The following is a 15,240-nucleotide window of genomic DNA, read 5'->3' on the forward strand; positions in this document are numbered from 1 at the left end:
ACATCTCTTAGTTTTTGCTCTACTACTCTTGGGTAATCTGGGTGAGAGTTAATACCTGTACCAATTGCTGTACCACCTAGATTAACTTCTAATACAAGTTTTCTAACTTCTAAAATTCTTTCAATATCTTCACCGATCATTACAGCAAATGTTTTAAATTCGCGACCAAGTGTCATAGGTACAGCATCTTGTAATTGAGTTCTACCCATTTTTAATACATCTTTAAATTCTTCAGCTTTTCTCTCATATGATTTTTTTAGATATCCCATAGCTGTTGCTAGGTCAGTTAGATAATCATGTAAAGCTAGGTGAAGTGCAGTTGGATATGCATCGTTTGTACTTTGACTTAAGTTTACATGGTCATTTGGATGAAGGAACTGATATTCGCCTTTTTTATGACCTAAATACTCAAGCGCAAGGTTAGCAATAACTTCATTTGCGTTCATATTTGTTGATGTTCCAGCGCCACCTTGGATCATATCTACTACAAATTGGTCATAATAGCCACCTGCTAGAATTTTATCGCACGCTGCTATGATTGCACCCTCTTTTTCTTTATCTAGCAATCCTAGTTCGCAGTTTGCCATCGCAGCTGCTTTTTTAACTCTTGCTAGAGCACGAACAAATCTAGGGAAATTTTTTAATCTATCGTGAGAAATGTTAAAATTCTCAACAGCTCTAAAAGTTTGAACGCCATAGTACACATCATCGCTGATTTCTAATTCACCGATAAAATCGTGTTCTTTTCTTGTTCCCATTTTTATCTCCTTTGATAAATATTTCGGCTAAAATTCTATTACCTTATTACTTAATCTATTTTGAAAATTTTAAAAAAGACCTTCAAATGCTGAATTTACGGGGATTAAAATTTGGTGATTATGGATTTTTGGGCTTTTAAAAGAGTATTATTTTTTTTAAAATGTTATATTATAATTAATATTTAATTTTATTTTAATTTAATTTATATTGAAATTTAGTCCCAAAAAATGGAGATTTGGGACTTGTTAAGTAAAATCTTGTTTAAATTTATAGCTTATTTTACTTTATTGCTTAGCAAGATTGAGATAAATTTAGTATTTGGGTTTGCATCTAGGGCGATTTTTATACTCATTGTTAGTGGCACAGCTAAAAACATTCCGCCAATGCCAAAAACAAACCCCCAAAATAGTAAGCTTAAAATTACTACTAGCGTAGAAATACCAAGTCCTTTGCCAAGAAATCTAGGCTCGATAAAGTTTCCAATAGCGATATTTACAACCAAATATATTAAAGTAAGCCACAAGGTTGCACTCAAATCATTCACAGCTAAACTAACTAAAATAGCAGGAACTGCTGCAATAATAGATCCTATTGTAGGGATATAGTTTAAAATACAAGCCAAAATCGCCCAAAGTGAGGCGTGTGGTACATCAAAAAATATTAAAAATCCCCACACAATTACTCCTGTAGCAATTGATGAAATGGTTTTAATAGCTAGGTAATGTTTTAAATTTGATATAAATGTACTAGCAATATCTAAAGCTATAGGATTTTTGGAGGCAAAATACTCGACCTTGTCTTTAAAAATCTGCGCTTCAAATAAAATAAATGCTAAAAGCAAAAATACTAAAAAAGATTGCGTAACTATTCCGCCTGTTTGAACTAATAAATTTGAAGTAGTTGCTAAGAGCTTGTCTATATTTATAAAGCTTAATATATTATTGCTTATATCAATATTTGCGTTAGTTTTTAAATATATTACTAGATTATCCATAAATATATCAATTTTAGCTTTATAAAGCGGCAAATCAGCACTAAAGCCTAACAAAGCCGTAGCAATAACATTACCTAAAACCCAAAGTCCGCTACCACAAATTCCAATTAAAATGATAAATGCAAAAAAGCGATTAATATGCACTTTGCTCATCAGTTCAAGTGCAGGAAAAGCAATAATTGCTATAAAAACTGCAAGCAAAAATGGCACTACAATCGAACTAGCTAGGCTTAGTCCGCCAATAATAATTACAAAACTAGCAATTGCTACTAGATTATATCTCAAATTTATTCCTTATAATATCGATTTTATGCCAAAATTCCCGCATTTTGAAGTTTTTGACTTCGTTTAAGAGGATAAATTCGCTCATTGTTAATTAAATCATACTTCCAAATTGGTGCATTTGCTTTAAAATCTTCAACAAATTCATTTATTAGCTTAAGTGCTACTTTTCTTTGTGGGCTACAAACTCCAGCTATAAAGCTGCTTTCATGCACTGCTACATCGCCCCTGCTATGTGCCATTAAGATTATAGCATTTTGCGATTTTGCTCTTTCTTGCCACTTATTAAACCACGCTTTTAAAATCGGTTCATATAGATCAAAGCTAAGCCCACTTATACCATTTTCATCACGCACTACGCCTACAAAGCTCATAATAGCGCCATAATTTTTGAGTTTATTATCGCTATACCAGCGGCTCGTTATTTCGTTTGCGTTTAGATTGCCATCATAAATTTCCATCTTAACCTCCACAAACTGGCGGTAAAATGCAAATTCTATCACCATCATTTAGCTTAGTATTTATATCACTTGCAATTTCATCATTTACTGCTACAGCGCATAATTCTAGCCATTTTGATACTTGTTCATTTTGGGCTAAAATTTCTTTAAGCTCTTTTAAATTTGCAACTTCAAGCTCCATAGCATCAAGCCCGATTGGACCTAAGAATTCTACTTTTACCATATTTTTCCTTTAAATTTTAATAACTATAGTTTTATAATTTACATAATTTACAAAGGCGCCATTTTGGATTTTTATATTTTGTCTTTTAGTATAATCAACCTCATAGCTACCGCTAGATTTGGCGCTAAATTGAACACAAAGCTTAGCCGCAAATAGCGTAATTTCCTCGCTTAAATTTAGCTTATTAGATTTAACGATAACATGCGTACTAGCCCTATCTTTTAGATGAAACCAAAAATCATCTTTTTTGGCATTTTTTAGCAAAAACTCATTTCCCTTTTGGCTCTTACCAAGACTTATTTTATACCCGTTTATATAGAAATTCTCTACTAAATCGCTAAATTTAGCCTCGCTTTTTTGTGCTTGTTTTTTAGGAGATAAAATCTCAATTTCATTTGCATCGCAGCTTGTGTTTATAGCATTTTTAAGAGAGTTTAGAAATTCTAATTTTGTTAGCAAATTTTCTTTTTGAATCTCTATATTTTGTGCTTTTTGTCTTAGTTTTTTACTGGTTTTAAACATCTCATTTGCTGCAATTTTTGGCGGAGCATCGATAGTGATTTTAATGCTATTTCCACTATAATCTATAAGTTTTAAATCTCTATCATAATCATTTAAATTATGCAAATTTGCAATTATTAAATTTGCTTTTTGGCTTAACTCTTTTGCCATATTCTCAAGTTCATCGCTAGTTTGAAGTATATTTAAATTTGAGTTTAAAATCTCAATCTTTTTATCTATATTTGCTATTTTGTTTGCTTTAATTTGCTCTAGATTTTTCAAAGAAATTTTAGCAAATTCATCTTGAAAATACTTATCAAAATCTTTTATAATCTCACAAGGCTTCTCTTTAATCTCAAATTCGCCAAGTGGTGTTAAAATTCTACCTACTTTTATGCTACGATTGCTATTTTCAAAGTGGTGCAAAGCTTCTAAAATTATGCTATTTTCATCGCAGATTATAGCGTTTGTAAATCGCCCAGTAAATTCAAGATATAAAGTGCTAATAAGCTCTTTATATGAACCGGTAAAGGCTACATTTATAGCTAAAATTCTATTATTTTTAAGCGTCTTAATATTTAAAATTTTGGCTGAATTAAATCGCTTTTTAAGCAAAATATCAAATGGTGCTTTGTACTCTTTAATCTGAATTTGATTACTTTTATAAATAGCTGAATGTGATTTATTTAGATCAAAAATTAGCTCATAATCGCCATCAAATCTAATAGCAATCATTAGATCGCCAATCCTTTTAATGGAGGAAATTTTGCGAAACTTGGACAAAAACTCTGAAATTTGGGTTAAAATTTTGTATTTCATAAGCACGATTATACCAAAAATTTGCTACAATGCAGCCCAAATTTGGTTAAAAAAGGAAGTGTATGAAGCAGACAATAACTGAGAAAATTTTTAGCGAGCATGTAGGCAAGGCTGTAAGTGCTGGTCAAATCGTAGAGAGTAACATAGATATGGTAATTGGCAATGATATTACAACACCAATTTCTATTAAAGCCTTTAGAGAGAGCGGAGCTAAAAAACTAGCCAATCCAAATGGCTTTGCTATTGTGATGGATCACTATATCCCAGCCAAAGATATAATGAGTGCTAACCAAGCTAAAATTAGTAGAGATTTTGCCTATGAGCATGATCTACCAAATTTCTTTGATGAAAAAGATATGGGTATTGAGCATGCATTAATGCCTGAAAAAGGTCTAGTAGTCCCAGGCGATGTAATCATCGGAGCAGATTCGCATACCTGTACGCATGGTGCTATTGGGGCATTTAGTACTGGTATGGGAAGTACGGATTTAGCGTACGCAATGATAACTGGTAAAAACTGGTTTAAGGTGCCACAAACAATTAAAGTTGAATTTATTGGCAAGCCAGCTGAGCATATATATGGCAAGGATTTGATTTTAGAAGTTATTAGAATGATTGGCGTTGATGGTGCGCTTTATAAGGCACTTGAATTTACTGGCGATGCATTGCCATATCTAGATATGGATAGTAGATTTAGTCTTTGTAATATGGCTATTGAAGCAGGGGCAAAAAGTGGCATAATCGCAGTTGATGATATCACAAAAGAATTTTTAAGTAAAGTAAATTTAAGAAGCGAGCCAAAACTTCACTATAGTGATGAAGGTGCAAACTATGACCAAATAATTACAATTGATGTTAGTAAGCTTGAACCAGTAATTGCATATCCGTATCTTCCAAGCAATGGCAAAAGTGTAAGCCAAGCTGTAAAAGATGATATTAAGATTGATCAAGCATTTATTGGGAGCTGTACAAATGGTAGATTAAGTGATCTAAGAATAGCTGCTCAAATTTTAAAAGGCAAAAGAGTAGCTAAACATACAAGGCTTATCATCACTCCAGCTACTCAAAAAATTGCCTTGCAAGCTCAAAAAGAGGGATTAATGGATATATTTGTAGAGGCTGGCGCAGTAGTTAGCAATCCAACTTGTGGTGCTTGCCTTGGCGGATATATGGGGATTTTAGGTGCTGGTGAGAGATGTATTAGCACAACAAACCGTAACTTTGTAGGTAGAATGGGCGATCGTACAAGTGAAGTTTATCTAGCAAATTCAGCTGTCGCAGCAGCAAGTGCAATTGCTGGTAAAATTGTAGATCCAAGAGATATCTAATGCAAAATGCGTTGATACTAGCTGGTGGCAAAAGCTCTAGAATGGGTACTGATAAGACTTTGCTAGAGTTTTGCGGGGCGCCTAGTATCACGCATTTTTTATTTGAGCGTTTAAGCAAACATTTTGATAATGTAAAGGTTGCAAGCAAACAGGATAAATTTAATCCAAAATTGCCACTTGTAATAGATGAATTTAGCGAATTTGCTCCAATTTATGTAATTGCAAATTTAGATAAATATTATAATGATCCAGTCTTTATAATAGCAGCAGATACTCCATTTGTAGAGATTGATACTATTAAAAAGCTATCAAAACAAAAAGGTCAAATTACTCTAGCAAGCGATGGTGAATTTATACATTATTTATGCGGATTTTACTCTCCAAGCGTGGCGCAAACCGCCAGGAATATGATAGAAAAAAATGATTTTCGTCTATCAAATTTGGTACAACTTTGTGGATATGATAGTATGAAATTTGGAAATTTGAAGCAGTTTTTTAATATAAATACTAAAGCTGATTATGAAGAAGCTAATATTTAGCATTTTTTTATTTTATTGTGGATTTATTAGTGGTTTTGCTGATGAATTTAGTGATAATAAAATTGAGACTAAATTTAGCGCTATGGAACTCTATCAAAAAGCAGTTGAATGTGAAAGTTCTGGTAATTTTAAAGAGGCTTTAAAATATTATAAACTCTCAGCTCAAAAGTTGCTTAATAGATCTGATGATTTATCTTTGCAATTGGCATCAAATCTGGAACAAAGCTTAAAATTTGAACCGACTTTAAATTCCAAAATAAATTTAGATTTAAATTCAAAATCTCAAATCCACAAATACCATCAAAATTCTCAAGATTTAAAAGAAAATGAACTATTTTGGGGAATTACAGCACATCAAAATAACTACTTTTTACCTATTGTATATTCAAGCTACAAAGGCTCTCACAAAGATATTACTAGTGAGTTTTCTATCAGTCTTAAAAAACTCATAGCTAGCGATATAATCGGGCTTAATGAGGATTATTACTTTGCTTATACTCAGCTTTCATGGTGGGATATTTATGCTGATTCTTCGCCATTTTATGAAAATAATTATCAACCAGAAATTTATACTCAAATACCAGTTGATTTTTATAATTTTAACCATATTCGCCTTGGGTTTTTACATGATTCAAATGGCAAAGGTGAGCTAGAATCTCGCTCGTGGAATCGTATCTATAGCTCGTTTGAGTTGGATTTTGGCAAGTTAAGTTTAACTCCACGGCTTTGGCTTAGGCTACCTGATAATGAAGATGACAATCCAGCTATTGTTAAATACAATGGAATTATTGATTTAACTGCATATTATAAGCTGCCTAGCGGCTCATTTATCCAAAGCATTTTTAGTAATAATCTACGCTTTGATAATGAAAATAAAAGCTCATTTGAGTTACGATATCTGCATTATATTGGCGATGGATTTTATATTTATTTAAGCGGATTTAGCGGTTATGGATATGAGCTGGTGTATTATAAAAAGTATCAAAATCGCATTGGCATTGGTATTGCGTTTAGATAGGTCTTGATTTTTAATATATTAAAATGGTTTAGAAATTTAAAATTAAATTATCTTTGCAAAAATAGCTAAAAATAAAAAAGCACAATATAAAGATCGATAAAAAAAGAGATTGAATTCTTCATTAATATCTATAAAAGATAGATGGCATTAAATTAATAAGATTCCCAACTACTTTAGCGGTTGGGAATTTGTATAAATAGATATTAAATTTACTAAAATGTATAATTTAAATAAATCAAGCTCTTACACTCCTGCGATTTTAGCAAGTGTTTGGATAGTTTGAGTAAATTGGACATTCTCATCAGGATTTTGTTTCATAAAATCCTCCATCGCAGCTTTTTTGCTTATAGCATAATCTAGCTCTTTATCTACACCTTTTTGGTATGCGCCAATTCGGATTAATACCTCATTTTCTTTTAACATCGAAAAGAGTCGCTTAAATTTACTCGCATTTTGTCTATGCTCTTTAGTAATTACATCGCTCATAACACGACTAGCTGAGTTTAAAATATTAATTGGAGGATATATCCCAAAGTCTGTTAGCTCTCTACTTAGCACGATGTGACCATCTAGTATAGAACGGCTTTGGTCAGCTATTGGATCGCTCATATCATCGCCCTCGACTAAAACGGTAAAAAATGCCGTAATCGAGCCTTTCCCTTCTTCTTTACCAGCTCTCTCCATTAGCTGCGGAAGGAGCGTAAGAGCGCTTGGTGGATATCCTTTAGATGTTGGTGGCTCGCCCAAAGCTAGGCCGATTTCACGCTGGGCCATAGCAAAGCGTGTTACGCTATCCATCATAAATAGCACATCTTGTCCTCTATCTTTAAAGTACTCTGCAACACTCATTGCGCAAAAGGCGCCATATTTTCGCATTAGTGAACTATCGTCGCTGGTGGCTACTACTATTACTGTGTTGGTTAGGTCTCCGCCTAGATTCTTTTGGATAAATTCAGGCACCTCACGCCCACGCTCACCAATGAGCGCAATGACTTTGATTGGAGCTGTAGTATTTTTTACTATCATTCCCATTAAGGTGGATTTTCCAACTCCTGAACCAGCAAAGATTCCAAGTTTTTGACCCTTTCCACAAGTTAGCAATCCATCAATACTCTTAACCCCAACGCTAAAATGTTCATCAATGAGCCCACGCTTCATAGCTGGGATTGGCGGGCGCATTATAGAGATTAACTCCATACAGTTTATTGGCCCTTTATCATCTTTTGGATTCATAAATGGATCAACCACACGCCCTAGTAAAGCCTCTCCTACTGGAATGCTCATCCCTTGATCACTTGCATAGACTCTATCACCAACCTTAAATCCTTCAACAAAGCCAAATGGGCTAACGCAAGCACCATTTTGATGGAGTTCTGTTACCATTCCTAGCTCTGTTTTATCGCTGTCGATACTGGTTATTTTGACTATATCGCCAATGCTTGGACGCAGACCAGATATCTCGATATTATTGGCATTGATGCGAGTTATTATGCCAAAGACGCTAGAGAGATTTACTTTTTTGGCGAGGCGATTTTTGATATTGTTTAGGCTCAAAATTTAACCGATTTTGGTGAATTTATTAGATCAAAGAACTCTTTGCGAGTCTCTGGATTTTTTATAAATGAACCACGCAGCGCCGAGGTTGTAGTGACTGAATTAATTTTTTCAACACCTCGCATCTCCATACACATATGTCTAGCCTCTAGTACAACTCCAACACCTTTTGGATTAATCGCTTCTTGCAAAGCTTGTGCTATTTGTTCAGTCATCTGTTCTTGAATTTGTAGTCTTCTAGCGTATATATTTACCATTCTTGGGATTTTGCTTAGCCCTACGACCTTTCCATCTGGAATGTAGGCTACATGCGCTCTACCGATTATTGGGAGGAGATGATGCTCGCAAATACTATAAAACTCAATATCTTTGATTAAAACCATCTCATTATTGCTACTTTCAAACATCGCATCGCCTAGGATATCTAAAGGGCTTTGGCTATAGCCTTGAGTTATGAATTCATAGGCTTTTGCGACTCTTTTTGGAGTGTTTAGTAATCCATCTCTATTTGGGTCTTCGCCCATGATTTCAAGCATCTTTTTTACGCAGTCTTGAAATTCAGTCATTCTGTTTTTATCAAACATAATTCACCTTAAAAAAATTTTGCATAATTTTACAATAATTTGACTTGAGAGCAAATAAATTTAGCAATTTATACTTAAATAAAGCAAAATTTTGATATATTATGCGCTAAATTTTTGTCAAAAGGGAAAATAATGCAAGTTAATGCTAAACTTACAAATTCAGTAAATGTTACTGCGACAACAACTCTAACAGCAGATGAGATAAAACAAAAAGTAGAAACATTAGCACAAAAAGCAGCTAAAAGTGTTAAAATTGATGGTTTTCGTGCTGGCAAAGTTCCAGTAGCTGAAGTTATCAAAAGATATGGTAAAGACTTAGAAAATGATGCTCGTGGCGAACTTTATAGAGAATTTATAAGCGAATCTGTAAAATCAGTAGAGAGATCAAACTCAGATATAATTTCTGAACCAAGAGTTCTTAAATTTGATGAAAAAGATGGCAATATCGATATTGAAGTTGAAATTTCATTCCGTCCAACTGTAGATGTATCAGGATATGAAGCACTTATCCCAAGCTTTGATGAGCCAAAAGCAGAAAAAAGTGAGATAGACGCTAAAATCAATGAATTTTTAAATATGATGGCGCCACTTGAAAAAGTAGAAAAAGATACTTTAGAAAAAGGCGACTTTGCTAAATTTGATTTTGAAGGCTTTGTAGATGGCGTTGCATTTGATGGCGGCAAGGCTGAGGGATATGTGCTTGAGATTGGTAGTGGTCAGTTTATTCCAGGATTTGAAGATGGAATGGTTGGATTAAAAGTTGGCGAAGAAAGAGATATAAATGTAACATTCCCAGCTGAGTATGGAGCAGCTCATCTTGCAGGCAAAGCAGCAGTATTTAAGGTAAAACTACATGAAATTCAAGGTAAAAAAATTGGCCAATTAGATGCTGAGGCGTTAAAAAAAGTTCTTCCAAATGAAGAAAATCCAACTAAAGAGATGCTAGAAGAGCGCATTAGCAGTCAAATTAAAGCTGAAAAAATGGGTAAATTAGTTGCTGAGGAGTTAAAACCTAAATTTGCTGAGGCTGCTGTAGAAAAATTTAGCTTTGATCTACCAAATAACATAGTAGAACAAGAGATCGATATGCAGTTTAGAAATAACTGGATGAGCTTTAGCGATGAAGAGCGCAAAAAATTCCAAGAAGACCCAAAAGCCCTAGAAGAACAAAGAGCAAAATATAAAGATGATGCGCTAAAAAGTGTTAAACTTACATTTATTATTGATGAGTTAGCTAAAGTTCGCAATATCGCTGTAGCTGATAATGAAATTTTACAAACAATCTATTTTGAGGCTTACAGATATGGAGTAGATCCAAAAGAGCATCTAGAAAACTACAAAAAACAAGGTATGATTCCAGCAATTAAGATGGCATTAGTAGAGGAAAAATTATTTACAGATCTATTTGGCAAAAAAGATGAGAGCAAATAATGATACCTTACGTAATTGAAAATGATGGCAAGGGAGAGAGAAGCTATGATATCTACTCTCGCTTGCTTAAAGACCGCATAGTAATGCTAACTGATGAGATAGAAGATCGTATGGCTAGTGCAATTGTAGCTCAGCTACTATTTTTAGAAGCACAAGATCCAGATAAAGATATCTATCTATACATAAATAGCCCAGGTGGCGTAGTAACTAGCGGTATGAGTATCTATGATACGATGAATTATATCAAGCCTGATGTGTGTACAATTTGTATAGGCCAGGCTGCTAGCATGGGCTCATTTTTGCTAAGTAGCGGCGCAAAAGGCAAGAGATATATACTGCCAAATGCTAGGGTTATGATTCATCAGCCTTTAGGTGGAGCGCAAGGTCAGGCTACTGATTTAGAGATTAGAACTAAAGAAATTCTAAGAATCAAAGAGAATTTAAATAGTATTTTAGCTAAAAATACAGGCCAAAAACTAGCAAAAGTTGTAAAAGATACAGACAGGGATTACTTTATGAGTGCCCAAGAAGCTGTGGAGTATGGTATCGTTGATACGATTTTGACAAAGAGTTTTAAATAAATTTTAAGGTGTTGAGATGGTTAAATTAGATGAAGATAAAAAAGCAAGGCCAGCTCCTAGACCGGCTGTAGCTAGAACTGGAATTCGCCCGACTGCTATGGGTAGCGATGATGAGAATGTTGATTTAAATAAATTCTCTTCTGCGGTTTTAAAGCAGTTGCTAGCTGAGAATATCCAGCCAACACCTGAAAATTTTGATATATATTTTAGAAAACTTTTAGAAAGTAAGCCTGCAAATTTTCAAAAAAAGGTCTTAGAGCTACTAGATTTTAGCAAAGAAGATAAGCTTGATCGTCAAGCCTTAATAGAAAAAGATATCAAAACCGGCTTTGCTCAGATTCGCTCTATGATGCAGATTATATCGCTTATTTATAAGAATTTAGGTATTATGAAAGGCATAGCTAAAAAGCGCCTAAATGAGATGAGCGCTAGCGCTAATCCACTTGAAATTCAAGGCAATATCAAAGCTTTTGGTGAGGAGTTGGGTAAGCTAAATATTTTAATGGAGCGCCACATCGGAGCTATTAAAACTAGCTATGAAGAGGTTGATAAAATCTTTAAAAATGTCGAAGATAACTCTATTTATGACTCCAAATTTGAAGTTTATAATAAAAAATATTTACTAAAAGTTTTATATGATGAGTTTAATGATGTTAAACGCTATAAATACAATGTAAGCATCATGCTAATTCATGTTAAAGATAGTGTTTTAAACGAAATCCCAAGCCTAAAAGACAAAAACGGAATTTTACGAAATATTGCCAAAATTCTACTTAAAACATCACGCCGAAGCGATATTGTGGCTCACTATGGTGATGGTTGTTTTGCGATGGTTATGAAGCATACAGATCTTGAAAGTGCTAAAAAGGCAAGTCATAGGGTTGCAGAGCTACTTTATCAAACTACATTTTTTATGGGTGAAGATGAACTAGATATGGATATGGAGCTATCTGTTGGTTCGATTGATCCTGAGAGTAGTATAGAAGAGATTCTATCCGCACTCCTAGATGCGTTACCTCGTAGCGGCAAAGGGTTAAAACTATTTGAGACTGTAGAGAGCTAATATGGTTTTAGAAATTTTAGAATATCCTGATAAGAGGCTTTTTGAGCGTAGCGTAGAGGTGGATAAATTTGATACTGAGCTAGGCGAGTTTTTAGATAATATGTATGATACGATGATTTTTAAAGGTGGGATTGGTTTAGCTGCTATTCAAGTAGGCAGACCAATTCGTGCTCTAATCATCAATCTAGTAAATGAGAACAAAATTCAAGACAAAGGTGATTTGCTCGAAATCATCAACCCTAAATTTATAAAAAAAGATGGGGAACAACTCTATCAAGAAGGCTGTCTGAGCGTACCTGGATACTACGAAGATGTAAAAAGAGCTGCAAATGTAACGCTAGAGTATCAAGATAGATTTGGAGCTAGTCACACACTTGAGGCTGATGGCTTGCTAGCTGTTGCCTTGCAGCATGAAAATGATCACTTAGATGGACATCTATTTATAGAGCGAATTGGCTTTAATAAGCGCAAAAAATTTGATAAAGAGTATAAGAAAAAGTCAAAACAAAAACCATTATGAAATCCCTAAAATGCGCCTGTTTGGGCTCAAAGCTGCATATAATTGATATAGAATTTACTTTGCTTAGAGCTTTGCCCGGATTTGAGATTGTTGGACTTGCTAGTGTAACTATAAAAGAGTCAGTTGCCCGTGTCAAATCAGCTCTTGCAGCGTTGCGTGATTTTACTCTTCCGGCGATGAAAATTGTCATAAATCTTAGTCCAAGCGATGTTAAAAAAGATGGCTCGCATTTTGATTTGGCTATTGCGCTTTTGGTATTGCTGCAAAAAGAGCGTTTTGATAGTGATTATTTTGTATTTGGCGAGTTAGGGCTTGATGGAAGATTGCGTAGTTCAGCTGAGCTTTTTTCAGTTTTGCTTTTTCTTAGTACGCATATAAAAAGTGCTAAAATATTACTTCCAAAGGATATTGCACTTAGGGCTGCTATGATACCAAATTTTGAAGTTTATGCTGTGGAGAATTTAGCACAGGCAAGAGATTTTTTCTTAAATGATGAATTTAAAATTAGTTGCAAAGTCGATGCAACTCATCCAATTTTTGATAATGTTATCGAAATCGCAGGTCGTAAATTTGTTCCAAATTTGCATTTTAAACTAGATTTTATCGATATTAAAGGGCAAGAGCGTGCTAAGCGCGCTAGTATAATTGCAGCAGCTGGGATGCATAATATTTTATTTGAAGGAAGTCCAGGATGTGGCAAGAGTATGAGCGCAAAACGACTACCATATATTATGCCGCCACAGAGTCTAGAAGAGATTTTGCTAGCAAGTGCTTATGAATCGCTAAATTCAAATAATAGTGATTTTAGCGCTATTAGAGCCTTTAGAAGTCCACACCATACAAGCACAAGGAGTTCGATTTTTGGCGGCGGAAGTGGTATGGCAAAGATTGGCGAAGTTGCATTAGCCAATGGTGGTGTGCTATTTTTTGATGAGTTTCCTCATTTTGGTAAACAGATTTTAGAGAGCCTTAGAGAGCCATTAGAAGATTATAAAATCAATATTTCACGAGTAAATTCAAAGGTTAGCTATGATACTAAATTTCTTTTTGCTGCCGCTATGAATCCTTGTCCGTGTGGAAATGCATTTAGTAAAAATAATCTCTGCACTTGTAGCGATAAAGAGATTGCAAAGTATAAAAATGTTATATCTGGCCCTATATTAGACCGTATTGATATATATTGCGCTATGGGCGAGATTAATGATACAGATGTGCCAAGTTATAGTTCAAAACAGATGAGCGCAATGGTTTTAAATGCTTTTAAAAATCAGATTGAGCGCGGTCAAAATGAGTTAAATGGGAAGTTAAATGATAGCGATATTGCTAATTTTTGTATTTTAGATAGCGATGCAACAGAGATTGTAAACAAAGCTATTTCAAGTTATAATCTAAGTCAGCGTGGAATAAATAAAACTCTTAAAGTTGCTCGTACGATTGCTGATTTGCGTGATGCTAAAACCATCTCTAAAGTAGATATAATTGAAAGCTTAAGCTATAGGATGAAGAGATGAAAAGACTCTATACCAATACGGCTAAATTTGATAGAAATGCTGTTGAAATATTAGGATTTAGTGAGCTAGTTTTACAAGAAAACGCTGCTCGCGCGGTAGCAGATTTGGTTCGTAAAGAGTTGAAAATTGGTACTAAAATCTTAGCTCTTTGTGGTAAAGGAAATAACGCAAGTGATGCAATTGCAGCACTTAGAATGCTTAGTGGTGAATATGAATGCGGATTGATTTTACTTCAAAAAGAGCTTAATCGCAATGCTCAAATTCAGTTAAATATCGCTAAAAATATCGGTGTAAATGTTTTAGATTTAGATAGTTTAAGTAATTTTAGTGAGTTTGATTGTATAATAGATGGGATTTTTGGTAGTGGGTTTTGCGGAGAGATTGGTGAAAAAATTGCTAAAATTATAAAAATAGCAAATAGTTGTAGTGCTCTTAAAGTCGCTATAGATATTCCAAGTGGAATAAGCGAGAATGGAATTGTAGCAGATGGAGCATTTAGGGCAGATTTTACCGTTTGTATGGGGGCGTTAAAGCTTGGGTTATATGCAGATGCTGCTAAAGATTTAGTTGGACAGATCGTGCAAGCAAATTTGGGTTTGTGTGAGAGTAAATTTAGTTTTGATGATAGCGATTTTTTAGTACTTTTAAATGATTTGATCTTGCCTAGTAGAGATATAGAAAATGTAAATAAAGGCGACTTTGGTCATGCATTTATTGCTTGTGGGCAGATGAGTGGAGCAGCGCAGATTGCGGCAAATTCAGCGCTTAGAATGGGGGCTGGTAGAGTAAGTATAGTGACTTTGTCTCAAAATATTCAAGGGTCTAGTAGTCTAAATTTAGATCCACAGATTATGCTTAATAGCAGTTTTTATGGTGCAGATTCTGTGGCTTTTGGAATGGGGCTTGGTGAAGTTGAGTTTGATTTTATGGATTTACTCAAAAAGCCGTGTGTAGTGGATGCGGATGCATTTTACAGATCGTGGATTATTGAATTTGCTAAAAGTGATAAAGCTATTTTAACCCCGCACCCAAAGGAGTTTAGCTCATTGCTTAAGATTTGTAAAATAGGCGA

At 34.4% G+C, this 15,240-nt stretch carries 16 protein-coding genes; 9 read left to right on the top strand and 7 right to left on the bottom strand.

What is annotated here, in order from left to right; all coding sequences use genetic code 11:
* The 5 genes from J6V67_RS02190 to J6V67_RS02210 all read right to left on the bottom strand — a co-directional run.
* A partial coding sequence (locus tag J6V67_RS02190; RefSeq protein ID WP_291857861.1) for a lyase family protein occupies nt 1–758 on the bottom strand: 758 nt, incomplete at its 3' end.
* Nucleotides 759–1,033: 275 nt separating this feature from the next.
* Entirely contained in the window at nt 1,034–2,038 is a 1,005-nt protein-coding gene (locus tag J6V67_RS02195; RefSeq protein WP_291857862.1) for an AI-2E family transporter, read from the bottom strand.
* A gap of 23 nt (nt 2,039–2,061) precedes the next feature.
* Nucleotides 2,062–2,496 carry a molybdenum cofactor biosynthesis protein MoaE gene (locus tag J6V67_RS02200; protein WP_291857886.1) on the bottom strand — a complete coding sequence of 145 codons (435 nt, stop codon included), beginning with the start codon at nt 2,494–2,496 and terminating at the stop codon, nt 2,062–2,064.
* 1 nt (nt 2,497) lies between these two features.
* On the bottom strand, nt 2,498–2,719 hold the full coding sequence (locus J6V67_RS02205; RefSeq protein ID WP_291857864.1) for a MoaD/ThiS family protein: 222 nt from the start codon (nt 2,717–2,719) through the stop codon (nt 2,498–2,500).
* Nucleotides 2,720–2,728: 9 nt separating this feature from the next.
* Nucleotides 2,729–3,955 (bottom strand): NFACT RNA binding domain-containing protein, encoded by a 1,227-nt coding sequence (locus tag J6V67_RS02210; RefSeq protein WP_367205709.1) that lies wholly within the window; start codon nt 3,953–3,955, stop codon nt 2,729–2,731.
* A 146-nt stretch (nt 3,956–4,101) separates the two neighbouring features.
* On the opposite strand from J6V67_RS02210, the gene leuC reads away from it, so the two are divergent.
* The 3 genes from leuC to J6V67_RS02225 are packed head-to-tail and all read left to right on the top strand — an operon-like array spanning nt 4,102 to nt 6,924.
* Complete coding sequence (leuC, locus tag J6V67_RS02215) at nt 4,102–5,367, top strand: 3-isopropylmalate dehydratase large subunit (protein WP_291857868.1); 1,266 nt, start codon at nt 4,102–4,104, stop codon at nt 5,365–5,367.
* The gene (locus J6V67_RS02220; RefSeq protein ID WP_291857870.1) at nt 5,367–5,906 is read left to right on the top strand and encodes a molybdenum cofactor guanylyltransferase; all 540 of its coding nucleotides are present in this window, start codon (nt 5,367–5,369) and stop codon (nt 5,904–5,906) included. The genes leuC and J6V67_RS02220 overlap by 1 nt, the downstream gene beginning before the upstream one ends.
* Entirely contained in the window at nt 5,887–6,924 is a 1,038-nt protein-coding gene (locus tag J6V67_RS02225) for a phospholipase A (RefSeq protein WP_291857872.1), read from the top strand. The genes J6V67_RS02220 and J6V67_RS02225 overlap by 20 nt, the downstream gene beginning before the upstream one ends.
* Nucleotides 6,925–7,167: 243 nt before the next feature.
* Here the strand turns inward: J6V67_RS02225 and fliI are convergent, their stop codons facing one another.
* Together fliI and folE are read right to left on the bottom strand one after the other, a co-directional pair.
* A complete protein-coding gene (gene fliI, locus J6V67_RS02230; protein WP_291857874.1) occupies nt 7,168–8,478 on the bottom strand; it encodes a flagellar protein export ATPase FliI in 1,311 nt (436 codons plus the stop codon).
* On the bottom strand, nt 8,475–9,062 hold the full coding sequence (gene folE / locus J6V67_RS02235) for a GTP cyclohydrolase I FolE (protein ID WP_086225192.1): 588 nt from the start codon (nt 9,060–9,062) through the stop codon (nt 8,475–8,477). Before folE ends, fliI begins: the two co-directional genes overlap by 4 nt.
* 132 nt (nt 9,063–9,194) lie before the next feature.
* Between folE and tig the strand changes: the two genes are divergently transcribed.
* The 6 genes from tig to J6V67_RS02265 form a co-directional block, all read left to right on the top strand.
* Nucleotides 9,195–10,493: a trigger factor gene (gene tig / locus J6V67_RS02240; RefSeq protein ID WP_291857876.1), complete on the top strand. Its 1,299-nt coding sequence runs from the start codon at nt 9,195–9,197 to the stop codon at nt 10,491–10,493.
* Nucleotides 10,490–11,074 (top strand): ATP-dependent Clp endopeptidase proteolytic subunit ClpP, encoded by a 585-nt coding sequence (gene clpP, locus J6V67_RS02245; RefSeq protein WP_179186976.1) that lies wholly within the window; start codon nt 10,490–10,492, stop codon nt 11,072–11,074. Before tig ends, clpP begins: the two co-directional genes overlap by 4 nt.
* Before the next feature lie 16 nt (nt 11,075–11,090).
* Complete coding sequence (locus J6V67_RS02250) at nt 11,091–12,137, top strand: diguanylate cyclase (protein ID WP_291857878.1); 1,047 nt, start codon at nt 11,091–11,093, stop codon at nt 12,135–12,137.
* Between the two features lies 1 nt (nt 12,138).
* Nucleotides 12,139–12,657, top strand: a complete 519-nt coding sequence (gene def, locus J6V67_RS02255) for a peptide deformylase (RefSeq protein WP_291857880.1) — start codon at nt 12,139–12,141, stop codon at nt 12,655–12,657.
* On the top strand, nt 12,654–14,168 hold the full coding sequence (locus tag J6V67_RS02260; RefSeq protein WP_291857882.1) for a YifB family Mg chelatase-like AAA ATPase: 1,515 nt from the start codon (nt 12,654–12,656) through the stop codon (nt 14,166–14,168). Before def ends, J6V67_RS02260 begins: the two co-directional genes overlap by 4 nt.
* A partial coding sequence (locus tag J6V67_RS02265; RefSeq protein ID WP_291857884.1) for an NAD(P)H-hydrate epimerase occupies nt 14,165–15,240 on the top strand: 1,076 nt, incomplete at its 3' end. The genes J6V67_RS02260 and J6V67_RS02265, both read left to right, overlap by 4 nt.

The organism is Campylobacter sp., assembly GCF_017646085.1.
Classification (GTDB): Bacteria; Campylobacterota; Campylobacteria; order Campylobacterales; family Campylobacteraceae; genus Campylobacter.

Bases quoted from the DNA above. Each gene is read 5' to 3' on its own strand.
- J6V67_RS02200 (WP_291857886.1), bottom strand. From the start codon at position 2,496: ATGGAAATTTATGATGGCAATCTAAACGCAAACGAAATAACGAGCCGC.
- J6V67_RS02205 (WP_291857864.1), bottom strand. From the start codon at position 2,719: ATGGTAAAAGTAGAATTCTTAGGTCCAATCGGGCTTGATGCTATGGAG.
- J6V67_RS02210 (WP_367205709.1), bottom strand. From the start codon at position 3,955: ATGATTGCTATTAGATTTGATGGCGATTATGAGCTAATTTTTGATCTA.
- leuC (WP_291857868.1), top strand. From the start codon at position 4,102: ATGAAGCAGACAATAACTGAGAAAATTTTTAGCGAGCATGTAGGCAAG.
- J6V67_RS02220 (WP_291857870.1), top strand. From the start codon at position 5,367: ATGCAAAATGCGTTGATACTAGCTGGTGGCAAAAGCTCTAGAATGGGT.
- J6V67_RS02225 (WP_291857872.1), top strand. From the start codon at position 5,887: ATGAAGAAGCTAATATTTAGCATTTTTTTATTTTATTGTGGATTTATT.
- folE (WP_086225192.1), bottom strand. From the start codon at position 9,062: ATGTTTGATAAAAACAGAATGACTGAATTTCAAGACTGCGTAAAAAAG.
- tig (WP_291857876.1), top strand. From the start codon at position 9,195: ATGCAAGTTAATGCTAAACTTACAAATTCAGTAAATGTTACTGCGACA.
- J6V67_RS02250 (WP_291857878.1), top strand. From the start codon at position 11,091: ATGGTTAAATTAGATGAAGATAAAAAAGCAAGGCCAGCTCCTAGACCG.
- def (WP_291857880.1), top strand. From the start codon at position 12,139: ATGGTTTTAGAAATTTTAGAATATCCTGATAAGAGGCTTTTTGAGCGT.
- J6V67_RS02260 (WP_291857882.1), top strand. From the start codon at position 12,654: ATGAAATCCCTAAAATGCGCCTGTTTGGGCTCAAAGCTGCATATAATT.